The 18998-nt window shown below is 55.1% G+C and carries 17 protein-coding genes; 10 read left to right on the forward strand and 7 right to left on the reverse strand.

All coding sequences use genetic code 11. The features are described 5' to 3' along the window. Positions 1-350 precede the first annotated feature (350 nt). Together MTX78_RS15065 and MTX78_RS25545 are read right to left on the reverse strand one after the other, a co-directional pair. Positions 351-743, reverse strand: coding sequence for a hypothetical protein (locus tag MTX78_RS15065; protein ID WP_243795941.1), 393 nt, complete (start codon positions 741-743; stop codon positions 351-353). A gap of 47 nt (positions 744-790) precedes the next feature. Further along, a complete protein-coding gene (locus MTX78_RS25545) occupies positions 791-1051 on the reverse strand; it encodes an Imm32 family immunity protein (RefSeq protein WP_449555799.1) in 261 nt (86 codons plus the stop codon). A gap of 217 nt (positions 1052-1268) precedes the next feature. Between MTX78_RS25545 and MTX78_RS15070 the strand changes: the two genes are divergently transcribed. Then, positions 1269-1637: a hypothetical protein gene (locus MTX78_RS15070; protein ID WP_243795943.1), complete on the forward strand. Its 369-nt coding sequence runs from the start codon at positions 1269-1271 to the stop codon at positions 1635-1637. A 286-nt stretch (positions 1638-1923) separates the two neighbouring features. On the opposite strand, the gene MTX78_RS15075 is transcribed toward MTX78_RS15070, so the two are convergent. After that, positions 1924-3570, reverse strand: coding sequence for a MutS-related protein (locus MTX78_RS15075; protein WP_243795945.1), 1647 nt, complete (start codon positions 3568-3570; stop codon positions 1924-1926). Positions 3571-3779: 209 nt separating this feature from the next. On the opposite strand from MTX78_RS15075, the gene MTX78_RS15080 reads away from it, so the two are divergent. The 5 genes from MTX78_RS15080 (at position 3780) to mgrA (ending at position 10063) form a co-directional block, all read left to right on the forward strand. Further along, positions 3780-4799: an AraC family transcriptional regulator gene (locus MTX78_RS15080; RefSeq protein WP_243795946.1), complete on the forward strand. Its 1020-nt coding sequence runs from the start codon at positions 3780-3782 to the stop codon at positions 4797-4799. A gap of 81 nt (positions 4800-4880) precedes the next feature. Then, positions 4881-5684 carry an inositol monophosphatase family protein gene (locus MTX78_RS15085; protein WP_243795948.1) on the forward strand — a complete coding sequence of 268 codons (804 nt, stop codon included), beginning with the start codon at positions 4881-4883 and terminating at the stop codon, positions 5682-5684. Between the two features lie 13 nt (positions 5685-5697). Continuing rightward, on the forward strand, positions 5698-6321 hold the full coding sequence (locus tag MTX78_RS15090) for an NAD(P)-dependent oxidoreductase (protein ID WP_243795950.1): 624 nt from the start codon (positions 5698-5700) through the stop codon (positions 6319-6321). Positions 6322-6756: 435 nt separating this feature from the next. Further along, entirely contained in the window at positions 6757-9024 is a 2268-nt protein-coding gene (locus MTX78_RS15095; protein ID WP_243795952.1) for a glycoside hydrolase family 2 TIM barrel-domain containing protein, read from the forward strand. A gap of 46 nt (positions 9025-9070) precedes the next feature. After that, complete coding sequence (mgrA, locus tag MTX78_RS15100; protein WP_243795953.1) at positions 9071-10063, forward strand: L-glyceraldehyde 3-phosphate reductase; 993 nt, start codon at positions 9071-9073, stop codon at positions 10061-10063. A gap of 158 nt (positions 10064-10221) precedes the next feature. Here the strand turns inward: mgrA and MTX78_RS15105 are convergent, their stop codons facing one another. Continuing rightward, a complete protein-coding gene (locus tag MTX78_RS15105; RefSeq protein WP_243795955.1) occupies positions 10222-10986 on the reverse strand; it encodes an alpha/beta fold hydrolase in 765 nt (254 codons plus the stop codon). A gap of 209 nt (positions 10987-11195) precedes the next feature. Between MTX78_RS15105 and MTX78_RS15110 the strand changes: the two genes are divergently transcribed. Then, entirely contained in the window at positions 11196-11603 is a 408-nt protein-coding gene (locus tag MTX78_RS15110) for a winged helix-turn-helix transcriptional regulator (RefSeq protein ID WP_243795962.1), read from the forward strand. Between the two features lie 303 nt (positions 11604-11906). Here MTX78_RS15110 and MTX78_RS15115 read toward each other — a convergent pair whose 3' ends face one another. From MTX78_RS15115 to MTX78_RS15125, 3 genes are all read right to left on the reverse strand, one after another. Next, entirely contained in the window at positions 11907-12506 is a 600-nt protein-coding gene (locus MTX78_RS15115; protein WP_243795963.1) for a hypothetical protein, read from the reverse strand. A gap of 78 nt (positions 12507-12584) precedes the next feature. Continuing rightward, the gene (locus MTX78_RS15120; protein WP_243795965.1) at positions 12585-13109 is read right to left on the reverse strand and encodes a hypothetical protein; all 525 of its coding nucleotides are present in this window, start codon (positions 13107-13109) and stop codon (positions 12585-12587) included. A 315-nt stretch (positions 13110-13424) separates the two neighbouring features. Continuing rightward, positions 13425-14171 carry a hypothetical protein gene (locus tag MTX78_RS15125; protein WP_243795967.1) on the reverse strand — a complete coding sequence of 249 codons (747 nt, stop codon included), beginning with the start codon at positions 14169-14171 and terminating at the stop codon, positions 13425-13427. Between the two features lie 667 nt (positions 14172-14838). Here MTX78_RS15125 and MTX78_RS15130 point away from each other — a divergent pair. The 3 genes from MTX78_RS15130 to MTX78_RS15140 all read left to right on the forward strand — a co-directional run bounded on the left by MTX78_RS15130 (position 14839) and on the right by MTX78_RS15140 (position 18852). Further along, positions 14839-15720, forward strand: a complete 882-nt coding sequence (locus MTX78_RS15130; protein WP_243795985.1) for a Ca2+-dependent phosphoinositide-specific phospholipase C — start codon at positions 14839-14841, stop codon at positions 15718-15720. A gap of 117 nt (positions 15721-15837) precedes the next feature. Beyond that, entirely contained in the window at positions 15838-17025 is a 1188-nt protein-coding gene (locus MTX78_RS15135) for a hypothetical protein (protein WP_243795987.1), read from the forward strand. A gap of 354 nt (positions 17026-17379) precedes the next feature. Further along, positions 17380-18852 carry a hypothetical protein gene (locus MTX78_RS15140; protein WP_243795989.1) on the forward strand — a complete coding sequence of 491 codons (1473 nt, stop codon included), beginning with the start codon at positions 17380-17382 and terminating at the stop codon, positions 18850-18852. Positions 18853-18998: the final 146 nt, after the last annotated feature.

Here is an 18998-nt window from a genome sequence, read left to right on the forward strand (position 1 = left end):
GATATCTTTCGGTCATGGAAAACCAGCCTGAGATTCCGCCTGGATGGGAGCTAACTGTTGATGAAGTCTCTAGTAATGTGTATGAGGTGCGCTTGACGTGGGACCGGGGGCCCCTGGTCGAGACGAAAGGAACCGACGTCGAAGGCATGGTAGCATGGTGTGTACAATCCGCACGGACTATTGAAGACCTAATGCGTCGAAGGGGCTTGTTTTCGTAAGCCGTAGGGGGCCGTTTCGTCAACACACCATGTGCTCTCACTGGCAGACGAAAACAGGAGTATGGGGCAATAGGGAAGTGTACTTCTTTCACTTTGGTTCTGGAAATAGTTGCTTGACATAAGAAGGACTTATCAGACAACTAAGGCATATGCTTTTATCCTGGTGGCAACGATAAAATCATTGTCTTTTTCATCGACCTCTTGGGTTTCGTCATAGGGATCAAGTGATAAGTAATATCCTTTTTCTATGGGCAAGAATTTGTAGGATACCACATTGTAGAATGAAACCTCCATGCTGTAAGCAAGGGCATAAGCCGACACCTGCTCAAAGCAGAGCAGCAGTTTTGAGACGGAGGCAGAATGGCGTAGTAGCAAGGTGAGCTTGAGCACTAAGCCATTCTCTTCATACTTGATGAGCACGCTTTCCAGCGAAGCGTTCAGTAAGGTTTCTTTACCCGCTACTAAGGACAACACCGCGTGGTTCTCCGCCAAAAGGCGCATTGCCTGATTGTTAGGCTCGGACAAGGTGCGGGGGCTCGGCATAAATAGACTTGCTGTTCCTTGGACCAGACCTAGGCGATTTTCTCGATCAAGAGTTCACACGAAGGCTCTTCCAACGCGTTGGTCTCATCCAGATGCAGATGAGCACCTGGTGTAACATTGTCTTGCGCTAGGTTTAGAAGATGACTAGCCAAGGACACAAGGCCCTGCTTGTTGGCCTGTATCCTGATGACACCTTGCTCAACTGTCGTTTGAATCGAGAATCCTGCGGTCCACTGATATTCTATGCCGCGGCTAGGATCATACGTGGGAACCTCAAGGGTTATCTGCATAGTGATTACAAATAGTGTGTTAGCAAGATTGCACTAAATACTTTTACGCCATTCGATTCTCGGAATAGTTGCTTTACATAATCGTTGTCATACCCATGGTCTGGGAGAAGTAGTGCTTTTGACCCCACGGCTCCGAACCTCAATTTGCAGTACTTTTCCGGGGAAAAGGCTCCAATTTGCGTGTTTACGAAAAACGCACAGTTTTACTCGCCAGCTGATGACCATTCTTCACGTACCAGAGCAGCATAGGAAGCCATCTGACGAAGGAGGATTATTCTTACGAGCGCTTGCGTGGGTACTGCTTCGCGTGGTTCCAAAGGCCAGCCCAGATTATGACCGGCATTTTAAGGAAGTGGCGTATTGGTTAGTGGAAGTAGACGCCGAAGGGAAAGCAGAGCGGGAAATCGGATTCAATACACAGCATGAGCCGGTTTTTTTTGCGCCTACCAACCGCAACTGTGGCTTGTGGACGGATTCTGACCGCATCTTTTCGCGGGAGCAGTTCGAGTCCCGAGACGATTTCCCTTTTGATAGTACGTGGAACAACTTGTATGCTCAAACCCTGCAGGGCACTCGTTCACTTTGATAGTGACTTAAGTAAGGTTGACCTTACCTGCCTACCCTACCGCCACAGCTGTGCTGCTACTCGGTTTGGTGCATGCGTTGCTGGGCCACTTGACGCTACGCTTCCTGCTCTAGCTGGGGTTAAGTTCCATGGCCAGCCCGTAACAACGGCTCACTTCATGGGCTCCGTAACGGTTGTTGAACGGTCTATTGTAAAGTGCCATACCGCCCATAATGTCTGTTCGAACGCTGTCGTCAAAATGTAAAAATTCTGCTCGATGCAGGATAAGGTCGCTAGAATGAACCCTTTAGCCTAACAACTTCTCGTCGCCTTTAATCGAATCAACTACCGAACCACCTTCTTCCGGCGTGGTCGCTTGCGCGCTGCTAGCGTGCGCCCGCGTCGCCAGCATGGCACTAAGCGTCTGCGCGGCGGCGACCACTTGTGCCAGGTAGTGCAGGCGGGCCAACAAGCGAATGGCATTGCGCGTGGTGAGCGGCCCGGCTTTGAGGCGGTAGTCGAAATACCAGTCTTCCGCCGTGACGGTCTCGCAAAAGTGGTATTCGACAAAGTACGACTGCAAGAGCGCGCCCAGTTCCCCATCGTGGGTGGCGGCCACCACCCAACTGCGGGGCTGCAAGTAGGCCAGTACGGCTTTATTGGCAGCGATACGCTCCTGCGTATTGGTGCCTTTGAACAGCTCGTCGAGCAGCAGCAGGTAGCTGCTGGGGGCCGCGTCGCAGGCCAGTAGTAGCTGGCGCATGGTTTCGGCTTCGACCAGGTAATAGCTTTTGCCCGTGGGCAGGCTGTCGGCCAGGCTCAGGCTGGTGAGCACCCGGCAAAACGGGGCGCGGTAGGCGGTGGCAGGGCACGTGGCGATGGTCTGGGCCAACAGCGCATTCACGCCCAGCGTACGCATAAAGGTGGTTTTGCCCGCCATATTGGAGCCGGTCAGCAGCACGCCGGGCCCAGCCAGGGTCAGGTCATTTGGCACGCACCCCAGCACGAGCGGATGGTAGCCAGCCTGCAGCTGGATGCCGTCGGCCGCCGGCCCAAAGTGCGGCACGCAGGTGGCGTGACGCTGGCGGAAGCTAGCCACCGCTAGGGCACAATCGACGTAGCCCACGGCCTCAAAGACCGTCCGAATCGCGGGCGCCTGCTGCTGCACGGCCACCCGGCAACGAGCATACACCAGCACGTCGAGCAGTAGCAGCATCTTGACCAAGCTGAGCACCAGTAAGTTGTCTTGAACTTGAAGGAACGTTACTTGCCACATGATGGCCCTCAGCCGGGACAGGGGCGCGGCCAGCGGCTGTAGCGGCCGCAGGGGCAGGGCCGCCCGCTGGAGCGCCTGGCCCGCCCGACGCAAGCGGCCCAGTTGCAGCAGCGGGCGAACACAGTTAGTAATCCGCTGCAGCTGCCAGAAGTGAAACACGGCATTGGTGAGGGCAAACGCCAGCGTACCCACCCAGAGGACGGGGAGCCAAAAGCCTCCGAGCAATGTGGCCAACAGCCCCAGCACGAGCAGCGGCGCGAAGCGCGCACCGGGCAACGTGGGCAGCGGCTCCCCACTGAACAAATCCGTTAGGTAGTACGCCTCGTGGGCCGTGAGTTGGTTGAGGGCGAGCAACGCATGCCCGCGGACCTCGGATTGCTGCGCCAGCAGGTTCGCGGCGGTATCAAACTCGTGCAGGGGGGCCTCGTCGGTGAGCGGGCTGCGCAGGCGGTGGTAGAGGCATTGCTGGCCGACCGGGCTCACCGTCGCATCGAGTAGGTTAAAGAGCAAGTCGCCGTTCAGGTCCTCCCAGGTTTGGTCCGGCAGGCGGTGGTACGCGGGCTCGTGCTGAACGAGGTCATAGTAGCGGGCCACCAAGGGCAAGTGGGGGGAACGCGCCGCTGGCTGGTGCCAGGCCGCCTCCAGGCGGCGTAAGTGCGTGCGGGAAGAAGTCCACATAAGAAACCAGGGGAGTGACGAGTAGGCAGGGAACTGGTGCCCCTGGTAAGTAGAAGGAGCGCGAAAGGTAACTAAGGAAGGCGTAGAAGAAGCGGCCCACGCCAGTAGCAACCGGCGTCTAGCGCTAATAGCAACCTTATTCCGGGGCTTGTCCGAGAACTAGCATTATGTTCAACAGAAGCTCCTGAAAGCAGACCTAATACGGCCGCTTGGATATTTATGTAAACGCCCCTGATCCAGCGGATAAGGGGGCCGGGGAACCCGTTTCGCTAGCTGCTGGGCAGACGCGCTTACCTCTTAAGCGGGTGGTCCGCTGGCTACCCAAGCCGCCGGGCGCCGTTTATACGCGCTACCTTCCAGTGTTATTCGTGAAGCAAATGGTGTCTCCCCTACCCCATTACCCCCTGTCTCCTTTGGCGCGAGCGGGGGTGCTCGTTCGCCCCCTAGCCGACGCCGCCCGGGCCGCCGCCCACCCGCCTGGGGCGGCGCACCACGACGCTCATTATTTGCTGGTGCTGCTCACGGCGGGCGAGCTGCATCTGACGCTGGATTTCGAGGAACTCACGTTGCGCGCCCCGGCCGTGCTGCTCATCAGCCCCGGGCAAGTGCACCAGCTGCGTGGGGCTACCGCCCCCCAGGGCTGGGGGGTGAGCTTCGAGCCGAGCCTGGTGGCCGAAGACACCCGCGCCTTGCTCGAGCAGCAGTTGCGCCAGCCGGTGACCGTTCAGCCCACCTTGCACACGCGAGCCGAGACGCTCTTGGCGCTGCTCGCTGACTGTCAGCAGGACGCCGGGCCCACGACCCACCTGGGTCCGGCGCTGCAGGCCTTGCTGGCGGCGCTGCTTCACTTGTTGGCCAATGAGCTGGCGCCGTTGAGCGTGCACGCCCAGGGGGCCACCACCCGTGGGCAGGAACTGCTCGCCGGCTTTTACCGGTTGCTGCGCCAGCATTTTCGGGACTGGAAGCAGCCCGCCCAGTACGCGGCCGCCTTGGCCGTCACCGTTTCGCACCTTAACGACACGGTGAAGGCGCGTAGTGGCTATCCGGTAAGCCAGCACCTGCAAGCGCGCACAATTCTGGAAGCCAAGCGCCTGCTCTTTTACTCCGACGAGCCCGTCAAGCAGATTGGCTACGCCCTGGGCTATGACGAGCCAGTGTACTTCGGCAAGCTCTTCAAAAAGGTCACCGGCCTTACACCGCAGCAGTTTCGGCGCACGATCCGCGAATAGGACTAGCATCCCCGGCCTTACGCCTACTTTTTGGAGAGAGGACCCGCGACCTTTGCCAGGGTACTTAACTCCAGTGTTGTGATGCTATCTTCCTCCGAAATCGCCACCCTCCACGTCGCCGTGCGCGCCGCCGGCGACCAGTTTCTGCCTGATTTTCGCCGCTTGCCCGTGCCGCAAACCAGGGCCGAGCTGCAGGCCCGCCTCGCGGACATCGAGGCACGCTGTATGGCCGCCTTGCAAGCCCCCCTGGCCGCGGCCTTTCCTACCACCCCCTGGCTAGCCGCCGACGACTTCGGCCTCTCGACGGCTGCCACTACGCTCCCAGCCGAGTACTGGCTCTGCGATGCCATGGACGGGGCCATTCAGTACGTGCAGCAACTGCCGGGCTGGACAATTAACCTGGTGCTGATGCGCCAGCACGAGCCCGTCTTCGCCGCCATCTACGACCCGCTGGCCCAGGAGCTGTTTTGGGCCCAGGCCGGCGCCGGGGCCTTCGTGAATGAAACGCCGTTGCGTCCCAGCACCAAGCGCGAGCCGGACGTCATGGTCGCTGTGTTCGAGCATACCCACGGCCTGGACGAGGACGCGGCCCTGCGTCGGCGCGTCAGCCAGGGCGTGGAACAGTTGCTGGCCACCTACGGCGTGGTGCGCAACTATGGCCCCCACGGCTTGCAACTAGCCTATGTGGGGGCCGGCCGGCTCGACGTGTTTCTGCAAGTGGGTCGCGACCTGGAAAACTGGCTGCCTGGCCTGCTCATCGCCCGCGAGGCCGGCGCCGAGGTACTGACGGCGGCCGGCCAGCCTTGGCACTGGGCGGCCGACAGCCTGCTGGTCACGGTCCCGGGCCTGGGGGCCACTTTCACGCCCACTCCCCCCTCTGTTTAAAATCGTCTCGCGTATGCACCTTACCATTATTGGCGCCTCGTCAGGCGTCGGGCTGCTGGCCGTGCAGCAGGCCCTGGCCCAGGGCCACCACGTCACGACCCTCTCGCGCACTGTGGCTACCCTGCCCGAGCACCCGCACCTGACCACCGTAACTGGCAGCGCTACGTCCGCGGCCGACCTGCGCCGGGTGTTGCCCGGGGCCGAAGCCGTGCTCATCACCGTGGGCACGGCGAAGAAAAACAGCACGCCGCTCTTCACTGATACCGCTCGGGCCTTGCTCGCCGCCACCGCAGATACCCCGCTGGCGGCGCCGGTGCTGGTGCTGACGGGCTTCGGGGCTGGGGCCAGTGCTAGGTACCTCAGCTGGTGGATGCGCCTGGCCATCCGCTGGTTTATGCAGCCCGAATACGACAACAAGACCCAACTGGAAGAGCTGCTGGCGGCCAGCAGCCTGCGCTGGGAATTCGTACGGCCGGGCATGCTGACGGATGGTCCGCTGGCCCCCTACCACGTGTTGCCCGAGCTAACGCCCGACATGCGCGTCGGCCGCATCAGCCGGGCCAGCGTGGCCGATTTTCTGCTGCGCCAAGCCCAGCAGCCGACGCTGCTCCACCACTACCCGGCACTCACTAGGTAAGCCAAACGCTACCCGGCAGCAACCACGCTATGGTCGGTGCTGGCGGCTCTCTCCTCATGGCTCAGGGGCTGAACAAACCGGCACCGGTACCGGGGTTCGTTCTAAAGAGGGGAAAAGAGGGGTGGTCTAGTTAAGCTGGACAGTTAAGAGCATCGTGAAGGTCCATTTTGTCATGAGAATTTGAGCTTGCACTACGTCCTCAACCTGTCTGCATTTAGTAGACCACTTCAGCTCATTTGATGAAGCGGGTGGGTTGCGGGCAACCGACCAGAAAAGTACAGGACAGTTCGGGTCCTGTTTAGGTGGTTCTTGCCTAGCAGAAATCACCTTGACCTCCCCCACATGCCTCTTTACCCATCCCGTAGTACGACTTCCGCTAGGCGTAGCGTCCTGCTACTTGCTACAACCTTATCCGCGTTGGCCGCCAGCGCGCAGATGCCGGCCCGCACAATCACACCCTTCGATACCGATTGGCGCTTTGTGCAGCAGGATGCGCCGGGCGCGGAACAGGTTACCTTCAACGAGGCGGGGTGGAAAGCCGTGGTGGTGCCCCACGACTGGAGCATTGCCGGGCCGTACGACCGCACCAATCCTCCCGGGCGGGGCGGCGGCTACCTGCCCGGCGGCATCGGCTGGTACCGCAAGCAGTTTACGCTGCCCGCCAGCGAGGCCAAGCGCCAGGTCTGGGTGGAATTCGATGGCGTGATGGCCAACAGTGAGGTATGGCTGAACGGGCACAAGCTCGGGCAGCGGCCCTACGGCTACAGCAGCTTCGCTTATGACCTGACGCCTTACTTGGTATCGGGGAAAGCCAATGTGCTGGCCGTGCGGGCCGACAACTCGGTGCAGCCGGCCTCGCGCTACTACACCGGGGCCGGCATCTACCGCCACGTGCGGCTGGTAAGCACCGCCCCCACCCACTTCACCTACGGCGGCGTATTCGTCAGTACGCCCCAGGCTACGGCCGCCCAGGCCAAAGTGCAGGTGCAGGCCGAAGTGCAGAACCAGTCGGCCGCGGCGGGTACCTACACGCTCGAAACCACGCTGCTGGCCCCCAACGGCAAGCCCGTGGGCACTATCCGCAGCAACCAGGCCGTAGCGGCGGGCCAGACCGTTACCTTCACCCAAACCCTGCCGGTAGCTAAGCCCCAGCGTTGGAGCCCAACCCAGCCCGTGCTCTACCAAGCCACCACGCGTGTGCTAGCCGGCAAAACGGTACTCGACGAGTACACCACGCCCTTCGGGATTCGAGAAGCGAAGTTTGTGGCCGCCACCGGCTTTTGGCTGAACGGCGAGAACCTGAAAATCAAGGGCGTGTGCCTGCACCACGATGCGGGCGCCCTGGGAGCGGCCGTGCCGTTGCGCGCCTGGGAGCGGCGCCTGGAGCTGCTCAAGCAAGTAGGCGTCAACGGCATCCGCACGGCGCACAACCCAATGGACCCCGAGTTTCTGGACCTCTGCGACCGGATGGGCTTCGTGGTGATGGATGAAACGTTTGACACCTGGACCGCGGCTAAAAACCACGCCGAGAAAGGCTACAACCTGCACTTTAAGGACTGGTGGCAGGCCGACACCCGCGACTTGGTACGCCGCGACCGGAACCACCCCAGCATTGTGCTCTACAGCGTGGGCAACGAGATTCGGGATGATTTGAACAGCCCGGCGGGCTTTCAGCGCTACAAAGAGCAGCAGGACCTGGTACACCAAACCGACCCCACGCGTCCGGTGACCATGGCCTTGTTTCGCCCCAGCCAAAGCAAAGTATACGAAAACGGCTTCGTGGAAACCATGGACGTGGTGGGCCAGAACTACCGCGAAGCGGAGCTGGTAGCCGCCCACGAGGCCAAGCCCGCCCGTAAAGTCATCGGCACTGAAAACGGCCATGAACTGCCCGCCTGGCTGCTGCTGCGCGATAAGCCCTACATGGCCGGGCAATTCCTGTGGACGGGCTTCGACTACCTGGGCGAGGGCAACTGGCCAGAAATTGCCAACGGCCAGGGGTTGTTTGACCGCACCGGTGGCTGGCGGCCCGTGGCCTACCAGCGCCAGAGCTGGTGGGGCGCGCAGCCTGTGGTGCGCCTCGTGCGCAAAGCCGAAAACGCCGGCGCCGGCGAGTGGGTCGCCAACTGGACGCCCACCGATTTTGATACCTACGACGATGCCAAAGTGCAAGTCTACAGCAACTGCGACGAGGTCGAGCTGTTTCTCAACGGCAAGTCGTTAGGCGCCAAGCCCAAGCCGGCCGACGACTCGCCCCGCGCCTGGGATGTGACGTTCGCCAAAGGCACCCTGCGCGCCGTGGCCCGTAACAAGGGCAAGGAAGTAGCCACCGACGAACTGAAAACGGCCGGCCCACCGGCCCGCATCGTGCTGAGCACCGACCGCCCCCAACTGGCCCACGACTGGGACGACGTGGCCTACATCACGGCCCGCGTGGTGGATGCCAACGGCGTAGTCTGCCCTAATACCGACCAGCAACTCACCTTCAGCGCGAGCGGGCCCGGGGCGGTCGTAGCCGTCGACAACGGCAACATTGCCAGCCACGAGCCCTACCAGGCGCAGGCCCGGCAGGTCTACCAGGGGCAGTGCATTGCCCTCGTCAAGGCCAACGCCCCGAGCGGTAAAATCACGCTCAGCGCTGCGGCTTCTGGCCTCACGTCCGGCACGCTGACGCTGGAGGCCGCTCCGGCCCGCACGAAGTAGCAGCCCTGTTCACCGACCTTTTTCACCCCTGCTCCCGCCTCTTTTCATGCCCTACTCACCCGCTCCAACGCGCTACCAACATATGACCTACCGGCGCTGCGGCCGCAGCGGCCTGACGCTGCCGGCGGTGTCGTTGGGCCTGTGGCACAATTTCGGGGACGTAGATATCCTCGGTGCCTTCCGCGAGACGCTGCGCACGGCCTTCGACAGCGGTATCACGCACTTTGATTTAGCCAACAATTACGGCCCGCCGCCCGGCGCGGCCGAAACCAACTTTGGCCGCCTGCTGCGCGAAGACTTTGCTGGCTACCGCGACGAGCTCATTATCTCCACCAAGGCGGGCTACACCATGTGGGAGGGCCCCTACGGGGACTGGGGCTCGAAAAAGTACCTGGTGAGCAGCCTCGACCAGAGTCTCCGGCGTATGGGCCTGGACTACGTGGACATCTTCTATCACCACCGTCCCGACCCTGACACCCCGCTGGAGGAAACCATGGCGGCCCTCGACCTGCTGGTGCGGCAGGGCAAGGCCTTATACGTGGGCCTCTCCAACTACCGACCTAAAGAAGCCGCCGAAGCCTTTCGGCTACTGCGCGAGTTGGGTACGCCTTGCCTGATTCATCAACCCAAGTACTCTATGTTTGAGCGCTGGGTAGAGGGCGGTCTGCTCGACTTGCTCGGACAGGAAGGGGTCGGCTGCATTCCGTTTTCGCCGCTGGCCCAAGGGTTGCTCACCGATAAATACCTGCACGGCATCCCCACCGACTCGCGGGTAGCCAAAGGCGTTGGCTTCTTGCAAGAAAATCAGCTGACGCCGGAGCGCCTGCACCAAATTAGCCGGCTCCATGACCTAGCGCAGGGACGCGGGCAAAGCCTGGCGCAGCTGGCATTGGCCTGGATCCTGAAGGATGAGCGAGTGAGCTCCGTGCTCATCGGCGCCAGCCGCCCCGCCCAGTTGCTCGACTCGCTCCGCAGCCTGGACAACACCCGGTTTGCCCCTGAGGAGCTGGCCCAGATAGACCAGATTTTAACCGCCTAGGCCACTCGGCTACTCCTGCGTGGCAGCAAACGGGTTATACTGGTATCCTGCCAGTTAGCTAAGCGACAACGACTCAGGTACTCTATAGCTGATCAGAGCGGAGTTGGGTTAAGCAGGAGTTGCGGGCCTAGCGCCGGTCGTTGCCGAAGCGCCTCTGCTTAGGGGTGGGCGGCCAAAAAGGGCAGCAGCACGGAGGCCATCGCCTCCGGCACTTCCTCGGCTAGGTCATGGCCGGTGACGTGGTGGGCCAGTTGCTGCATGATCTCTTCGTTGCGCGCTCCAATAAACGCATCGCCGCCTAGCGCCAGAACCGGGAGCGCCAGCTTGGTTGTAGCCGATTCTCGATTCTGTTCGCCGTCCACGAGCATAGCGCGGTACACGGCCAGCATCGAGCGGATACCGCCGGGCAGGCTGTAGCAGCGCACGTATTCCTCGATGGCATCCGCCGTGGCCGTGTCGGGGAATAGCCGTTCGGACTTGATCATATAGGTAATCAACTCGCGCTCATGGCCGGCAATGAGCATCTCGGGCACATCCGCTTTAAAGTAAAACCCCACATGCCAGAGAAACATACCCGCTGCGTTTTCGGGAGTCAAGGCCGCGTGCTGTTCGAAGTTGAAGCCGGGCATTAACGCTTCGGTAAAGACCAGGGACTTCACCCGCTGTGGGTGGCGCGCGGCGAGCTGATAGCCAATAACGGCCCCCCAATCTTCGCCCACCACGTGATAGGCGTCGTGGCCAAGCGTAGCCATGAGCGCCGCAATGTCGTCGCTCATGGTGGCCGCGTCATACCCGCCGGCGGGGTGGTCCGAGTCGCCCAGGCCGCGCAAGTCCGGTACGATGACGGTGTACTGGTCGCTGAGCAGGGGCAGTAGGTGGCGCCAGTGATACCCGGTTTTAGGGATGCCATGCAGCAACACCACGGGGACACCCGTTCCAGCGAAGCGATAGTGCAGGCTCGTGCCATTGACCGCGGCGCGGTCTGTGTGCACCGGGGTTCCCTGGTGGTCGACCATCGTACATTTGTCTTCCTTCGTAAGCGGTGATTGTATCATGCCGTAAAGGACCCCGTTGCCCACTTCATCTACAATAACTCACCCCAAAGTGAGCCCCCTCTTCCTCTTCTCAGCCGATGGCCAGTAACGTGAAAGCCGGCACCACCAATGCGCAGAATCGGCAAGTGTTGTCGGCTTGGTGCTCCGTCAATGAGGTCTTGCGCGACATCAGCCCCCGCTGGAAGATGGTGCTTTTGCATGGCATTGCCCACGGGGTGGCCCAGTTCAGCCGGCTCAAGCAGGCCTTTCCCACCTTATCGGATCAGGTGCTCGGCCAACGCTTGGCCGAGTTGGTGGCCGAGGGGTTAGTCGAGAAGGCCGCCGTGGCGAATACCGTCCCACCGCAAATTCGCTACTCGCCCACACCCAAGGGCCACGCCTTGCTGACTATTATCGATGCCCTGCAACGCTGGGGCCAGCAGGAGTGGTCGAGCGACCACCGCGGAGATGGAGCAGCGGAGCCGGATGTTCCTAAGGCCAACTAGGGAGCTCGGAAGTCCAATAGGCCCGTTCCGTTTCGAAAGGCGTACGGGGCCGCTATCGTCTCAAGCAAGTAGTTGGGGGATCAACAGGCTGACGGAAGTAGAGCAAAAAGCGCTGGGAACATTTGTTCTCATTCCTTAGCAAGCAAGGCGTTGGAGCCAACTAACCCCGTGGTCGGGCCTTGGACACCTTCTGATAGGTCAATCACGAAAGGTTCAGGTACCTGCTGGGGAAATGAAAAGCAACTCCGTGCGTACGCGCAGCCGATCTGCTTATCATAATATCGACGTATCGGACAATTATGTCTATCGGAGAGTGCTGACATAAAAGTCGCGGGCAATGACATAATTCTGCCCAATGAGCAACAGGTTGAAAGGGGGAGGACTCTGTAGCGGTTTGGGGAAATAATACCGCGACTGTAGGAGTTCCTCCCGTTTCAGGTACGATGCTTCCACACCGTATACCCAACAGAGCGCTTGTAGCTCATTCGCTACCCATAGCGGAAGGTAAAGCGTGTGCCGATGCCCGTTTCGCAATCGTTCTTCTAACCATTGCTGGTTCCGTTCTATCCCGCTCCACACCGGTAGAAAGGCGTTCCAGTCCGCTGTTAGGGTCGCAAAGCGGTGGTAAAAGGCTGCCAGAAATCCAGAGGGCAAACCAAGCGATGCTCGAACAGTTAGGGCCGCAAGGGAAGCATTATAGTACACGAGGGCAGGGTGGTCACAGTAATAGCCTACTTGTCCACCAGTACCTCGCTTTAGAATGGCGGCTACCTTATGGTGGAAGTCAATGCGGTGGACCTCTACGGCAGTGGCCAACTCTAAGTAAGTGGTTTGGCTATAGCGGATAGTGCCGGTGGGGTACAACGCACTGAATTGCTCCATCATGTTGGTGAAGCTACTCATAGCTAGGAAGTGTACAAAAGCGGGAGCTAATCATTCACTTATGAGAACAATCTTCTTTAAAATTGTCATAGACATAATCTATACTTCTTGGACAGGCCGGTAGCAAACCACTGCCGATGTTTTGCTTCCAACGTGCGCTTGCCAGTGGCGAGTTGGTCGAGAAGCTGTCACTTGGAACGTCTGTCCATTGAGCCAGCAGGCCGCGTCAAATCCATGCTCCCTAAACGGTTCATTCTCTATGATTCGCTGACACTGATAGTCGTTTCTCCGCTTGGACATGAACACGACGTCAACCACAAACGTGGTGAGGGTCCACTGACACACCAGACAAGCCGTAAGGAGGCCATCCGGGGAGGTAAAGAAGCGCTTGCGCCCGATTTTCATCACCCACGCATTGGTTAGATTGGCCTGTACGCAGTGCGCATACGCTTCGTCGAACGGCGCATGGGACCACTCCCGCCTCTTAGCCAGTTCTAGACAAGCGGTATGGATCAGTTCGAGTTGTAAGCGACTCTTGTCGTGCTCGGCTAGGCCAACATAAAATCTGAGATCCAAAGGGCGTTGCACCGTCAACACGTTGAGCAAGAGCAATTCGTTTTCCAACTTACTGCAGTCATTTGCTGTAATGCCTGGCTGATCAAGGATGTCAACGAAGAGTTTGACAATCCCCTGCGTAGTAAATGTGGGCAACCAACTCGTGTAGAGATCTGCCAGCGCAGCCGTCGACGCATTGAATACAAGTCGGTGGTTCCTCGAGGAGGTTCCTAGTGCTATTTCTCGGATAGCCATCAGGGGGCGATAGGTTGAAACTCGCTAACATCGCAAGCTTACCAATTGCTGAGCTATTTTCACGGAAAAGTTGCTTAACGTAATCTTTGTTATAAGCTGCTCCTCGGAATTACACCAGTATTTGACTTCTTAATCAGGGAAGTTGATTTGGCACTTTTTTGACTTGGCTTCCCTATAGAGTAGGGGAAAGGCCTCCAAGTAAGGATGCTCTCGTAATGCCTGCGCCATAGCAGCAGAGCAGCCAACAGCAAGCCATTCTGCATTCTCTACTTTGTAAAGGCACCACGTATGATCGGCCGCAAACGAGTACGCTGGCAAGCCTTTGTCCCGCCGGTACACCGTAAGCAGATCCGCACTTACTCCCTGCTCCAACCAGTCAATAGGTAATCCGTCCTCGTCCCAATGGTAAGTACCTTCCTCAACAGAGCCATAAAACAAGGTCGTCATTATAGGGCCTAGCACCTGCACCAGTTGCTGCACAAACGCTTCTTCCAAGGCAGGACTACTACCCAGATGGGGTGGCCATCCCCCGTAGAACTGACGCATGGCCTCGCTACTAATGGGTTCGTGGTCCGGCATACCCGCGAGCGTAGCGGCCTGTCGATACGTAATGCGCTCTAATTGGTCAACAGGTGGCTGTCCCTGGCGGATACCGTGCGCGTCCCAGAAAGCGGCCCGCGCATTGAGATCTGCTACAGTGCGCTGGGCGAAAGAGTACGAAGCGATAGGAATACGACGGTCAATGCCCAAAGGTGGCAGGAGCTTTACATACCCCTCGTAGCCTGTTGGCAAACCAAATGAGTTTGGAGCTGCTGCTACCAGAGCAAGCGATAACCACTCCAGCTGGTTAGTTATTGGCACAGATACGAGGCTCATAAGCGGCGAAGTGAGAAAAGGGCCTGTAATCTACCCGTTTGCAAATCTCTTTTCAAACAGCAACTCTAAGCCCAGACACTCTCCACAAGGTCTAATAAGTGGCGTTTACAAGACTCGTAACGTTTTCCAAACATCCAAAAGTGTGGGGCACTCGGCTAGTGAGGATTAAGAGCGGTAGACGAGCTCATCGCTTTCACTACCAATAACGGCTTTCCAAGGTGAACTGACAGGTAGTTCACTACTACTGGCCCACACTTCTGATGCTCCCCTTAGCCAGACCAACTTAGTTCAGTGGTTGCACTGATGCGGGGATTAATCGTGTCGAGTAGTTTTAATAAGACTTTAAGAAGGGCTCTAAACATGATGTGTTGCCATTCCGATGAATTTGCTGTCGGTTGCAGTGCTGTTTAGGTACAACTTATTGCATCCGAAAACCTTGCGTGCAAGAAAAGCAGTGAACACCTGAAGACGCTGCGGCGCTTCCTGCCGTCACTGATTAAACTCTCCGAGTAGGTGCAGCGGAGTAGGACGGTGCCTCGCGGCGAAGTAATACAGGTGTGGGATCCGATGATGATTTATATGGCAGTTAGTGAAACGGTAGCAATCCATCGCCTTTGCAATTAAACCAAGACCTCCAACAAAAATTCAACCTTTTACCTAATTATATATGAAAACAGTGCTACTTCTGACCGGAATTTTTATTAGTTCATTTAACGCATTTGCGCAAGATATTAATTATAAAGATAGCCATACTATAGCGTGTCATAATTGCTTTGATCCTCAGTACGCAAATAACATCGAAGAGGTATTCCCTTATACAACAACAATAGAGTTAGATATTTGGGACACCAAGACATGGTTTGGCATCGGAGGGTGGAAAGCGTTAAATAATGATTGGTATGTCAGGCACGTAGCTACAGATAAAGTTAATAAGAATTGCTGCGGAGGGACTTTAAAAGATTGCTTAATGCGCGTTTCAAATTGGTCAAAGCAACATCCTGATCATTCAATTATTACAATTATTATAGATAAAAAGGAAAACTGGAGTAATAATAATGAAAGCAGATTGCCTAAAAATTTAGATGCTCTTATCTTATCATGCTTTGATGAGAGCAAGATATTGACGCCTTCTGTCCTGCGAGGAAAAAAAGCAAATTTACGTGACGCATTGACCTCCAATGGGTGGCCAACTTTGGAATCACTTAAAGGAAAAGTAATGCTAGTTCTTACTGACGGAACAGTAATAACAGGGCGCCAACCATTAGACGAGTATTTGCAGTCCTCCGGAGAAAGAGCACTGTGTTTTGTTGCTCCTGAAATAGCTTCGGAGCCAGAAATTTCCAGTCCCAAAGGGTTTAGCCGAGCTTCAGTAAATTCAATTGTGTTTTTTAACCTTTCAAACGAAAATAAAAGCTTGGCTACTCAAATAAATTCAGCTGGGTTTATTTCTAGAATCTATGGAATACCAGAAAATATTAATTCGGTTAATGAATTAATTAAATTAAAAGTAAATTTTATTGCCTTGTATAATTATAAGATAAAGTTATAATAAATGATTTTGCACATCACGAGTTAAATTAAATTGCTTTTAACTCTGAGGTATTAAGCTTATAAGACTCTTCACACCTTTTTAATAATAGCCATGAAATGTCTTGTTTTACCCTTGATGGTTACCACTCTCTTGTCTTTTGAGTGCAAAGGACAAAACGAATGCCTGACACTTGCAAAATTTGGCGTCCACGACACACAGGCTAATACAACTGACCACGCACGATCGGTGTCATACTTGAATATTTTTAAACAAAATAAAAGCATGACTTATGAAGAAGCTAGGACAACATCTATGACAATGGGAATCCCATTAGGGGAACTTATGGTAAGTTTAGGATTTAAAGATGACGCTTCGTCATTCAGTGAATTTAAAGAGGAAATTCAAAACTCTACGAAATACGATGATGTTTTAATTAATAAAACAACAAGTTTTATTAAAAAAGTCAATACAGATGTTTTGGGAGTAATTAGTGCATGCATTAACTCCAATGGTTTGCATACTTATTATGAAAATACTGCTGACCCAGATGTATTTTATATCATAACAAAATTCAAATGGGTTACAGGGAACCACGAACCCATTAATGTTAAAATGGCTTTTACAGGAAATAATTTTACAATCAATGGCATTGCATCAAGAAGTGTTGGACCTGCAATTAAGTCATTCACTCTTGAAAGCGGTGATGAAATGCGATTTATAATAAAAAAAACACCCAATTCGTCCGTAGCTTTTACATTTAATACTTCCAGAGGAGTGCCTAAATTTGGAGGCAATATCGTTTTTCCTGCCCAAAAACAGGTGGATACGCGCAGGGATAAATATGAGTTCCAAGTTGTTCAGGCAATGACAACGCCACGCACTGTTAAAGCAACCAAACTCGGTGGAGGAGATAGCGAGTTGAAGCGATGGGGTACTACTCAATTAGATGGTAATGCAACTTTAGTTATTGTTAATAATAGCCTTAAATTAAATGTTGACGCAACGGTAGCTGAATTGGTTAAAGATAATACTGCGTTCAAGATCAAAGATTTAATTACGCTATATACCCCTCAGCCTGGGCGTGTGATCGCGGGATACAACATTGACATTACCCCAAGTACAATCCTGCCATTAAGTTCAGTACAGGCTGACTGGGTTACTTCTGTGCCGGCCAGTAATATTGCCTTCGCCTATAGTTGGCAAGGTGATACCGGTAAAGATGATGACAGTATTGATGGGTGCTGGATAGTTTTTGATTTAAAACCGATAACTGTGCTTCTGAAAAAGCAGAATACGGACCAGACCGCAGGCGCGTCACACTAGCTGTTCTATGCCCTTGCACAGTACATCGTGACGCAATTTCAAGTCCCGGAGCAGGGCAGGATAAAGGGCCGCGCCGCACTATATGGTAAACAAGTACTCGGCCACCATCACTCCATTAACGGGGACATAGTGGCTTACGAGCTTCGTAGTTGCCTCAGCTGTGAAGCGTCAGATTTCCGCGAGTAGTTTTTCGGCAGCTACGGCGGCGAGTAACATAAGTATGAGAGTTGCATCTGAGACCATTTGGCTGAGCATCAGGCGCGGTTAAGTGCCTTTACAGATTGTTTCTCGCAGGCAGTGACCGGACGGACTTGTCAATCCCTTTCTCCCACTTGCAAACAATAAAAGCTAACTATGAAAAAGCTAATTTCTAAAATTAGAATTCTTTTGTTTCTGATGCTTTTCATTTTAATAAACCATGAAAAAGCCCGAAGTCAGGATTTTCTCACTGGTGCTGCAATACTTACGGCATCATCAAAAGTGACAACAGCCTTGGGGAATCTGTCGCCCCAACTTGGATATGCAGGTGCCAGTGTAGCAAGTGGGGCAATTACTCAACTAGGCCAGCTTACAAACGATTTGAAGGCGCTGCTTGGTCAGAACGTAAATGCCCCTATTACAAGTATGAGTTTTGAAATTCAGAACTTAGCCAGGCAGGTAACAACTGCAATCACCCAGCTCGATGCTGTGCTTGATAAACAAAGAAATTGTGGAATAAAAGATATAGAAAATCTGATTTCGACAGTCAGCACTGTGGCGTTGCAGTTAAAGGAAGGAGTTCCTCTCATTGATGCTGCAAAACCTCGGTTTAATTACTTTTCATTCGATGGACATACACCAGGAACGGTTCCCAAGGAAGGAGGGCAGGCCACGTTGATTGGGTTTAAGCTATGGCCGGAGCCAACGGTGCGACCAGTAGTTGAGCTTTTAAATGAGACCCGCACAGCGGTATTAGGAACCCTGACGGCAGCGCGTGGTAGCAGTAATGATGAAATCAGTGTGAGAATTCCCAAGGCAATCCTGACTCGTCATGCGGGACAATGCCTATACATCAGAGTTATGCCTAAAGAAATCCGAGGCAGCCTTTTTTGGAAAGAAGTAGTCACAATAAATGAGGTGACACGAGCAATGTGCATTCCTAGTGCCAGGGTTACTTCACTACAGATTAGAGCAGCAATCGAGTACTCTTGCCCGTCGGTATCAAGAACAACGCTGCCTGCTGAAGGATTTTATTTCGAAAACAATGATCCTGTGCTTGAAAGACAGGTATCTGAAACCAGAGGGATTTCCGTACCGGAAGGTTGCCGGATTATAAGTCTGACCCCGACCCAGCAGAATATAACAAGGCACTTCAGAAATGCCTCGTTCGCTTTTACTGACAAATCAATTACGGCGAATGCTCACCTTGGTGATGCAGAAGACTTTAATCCTCCTATTGGTCCACGTGTAGTAACCAGCCATGCCGTCTGGTCATATTCGGTAGTCCCAAACATTGAGTGCAATAGCAACACCCCTGTTTCTGACCCCCTCGTGGAATCGTCTTTTGTTCCTATGGGTGAAAGTATAACCCGACTATCTGTTACGCTTCCTAAGAACTGTAACATTCCAACAAGTAATGTGAGGTTTGAAGTCTGGAAAAAGCATGGCAATGAAAAGCCCACCAAAATACATGAGACCGCCTGGATCCCAGCTGGTCAAGCTGGTGTAACCAACACAGCGAACAGTGATTATGCAAAGCTCGCAATTAGTTTACAGTACAATCCCGGTGTGCTAGGTGGCACAGCGCAGGTGTTCATCACGGTCACCGCTCCCAATTGCGGCTACTGAGCGCAAGAGGGTGTTGATATGTTATCGGGGGGATATTTTACTTTTTTGATCAGAGCCTAAAACGGCCTTCTTATAGCAGCGGGGGATAAAAAGACCTCTGTATCTTATCCTGAAATAGGTTGACAGTTTTTCCCTAAAAACTGTCC

The sequence above is a fragment of the Hymenobacter tibetensis genome, from assembly GCF_022827545.1.
Taxonomy (GTDB): domain Bacteria; phylum Bacteroidota; class Bacteroidia; order Cytophagales; family Hymenobacteraceae; genus Hymenobacter; species Hymenobacter tibetensis.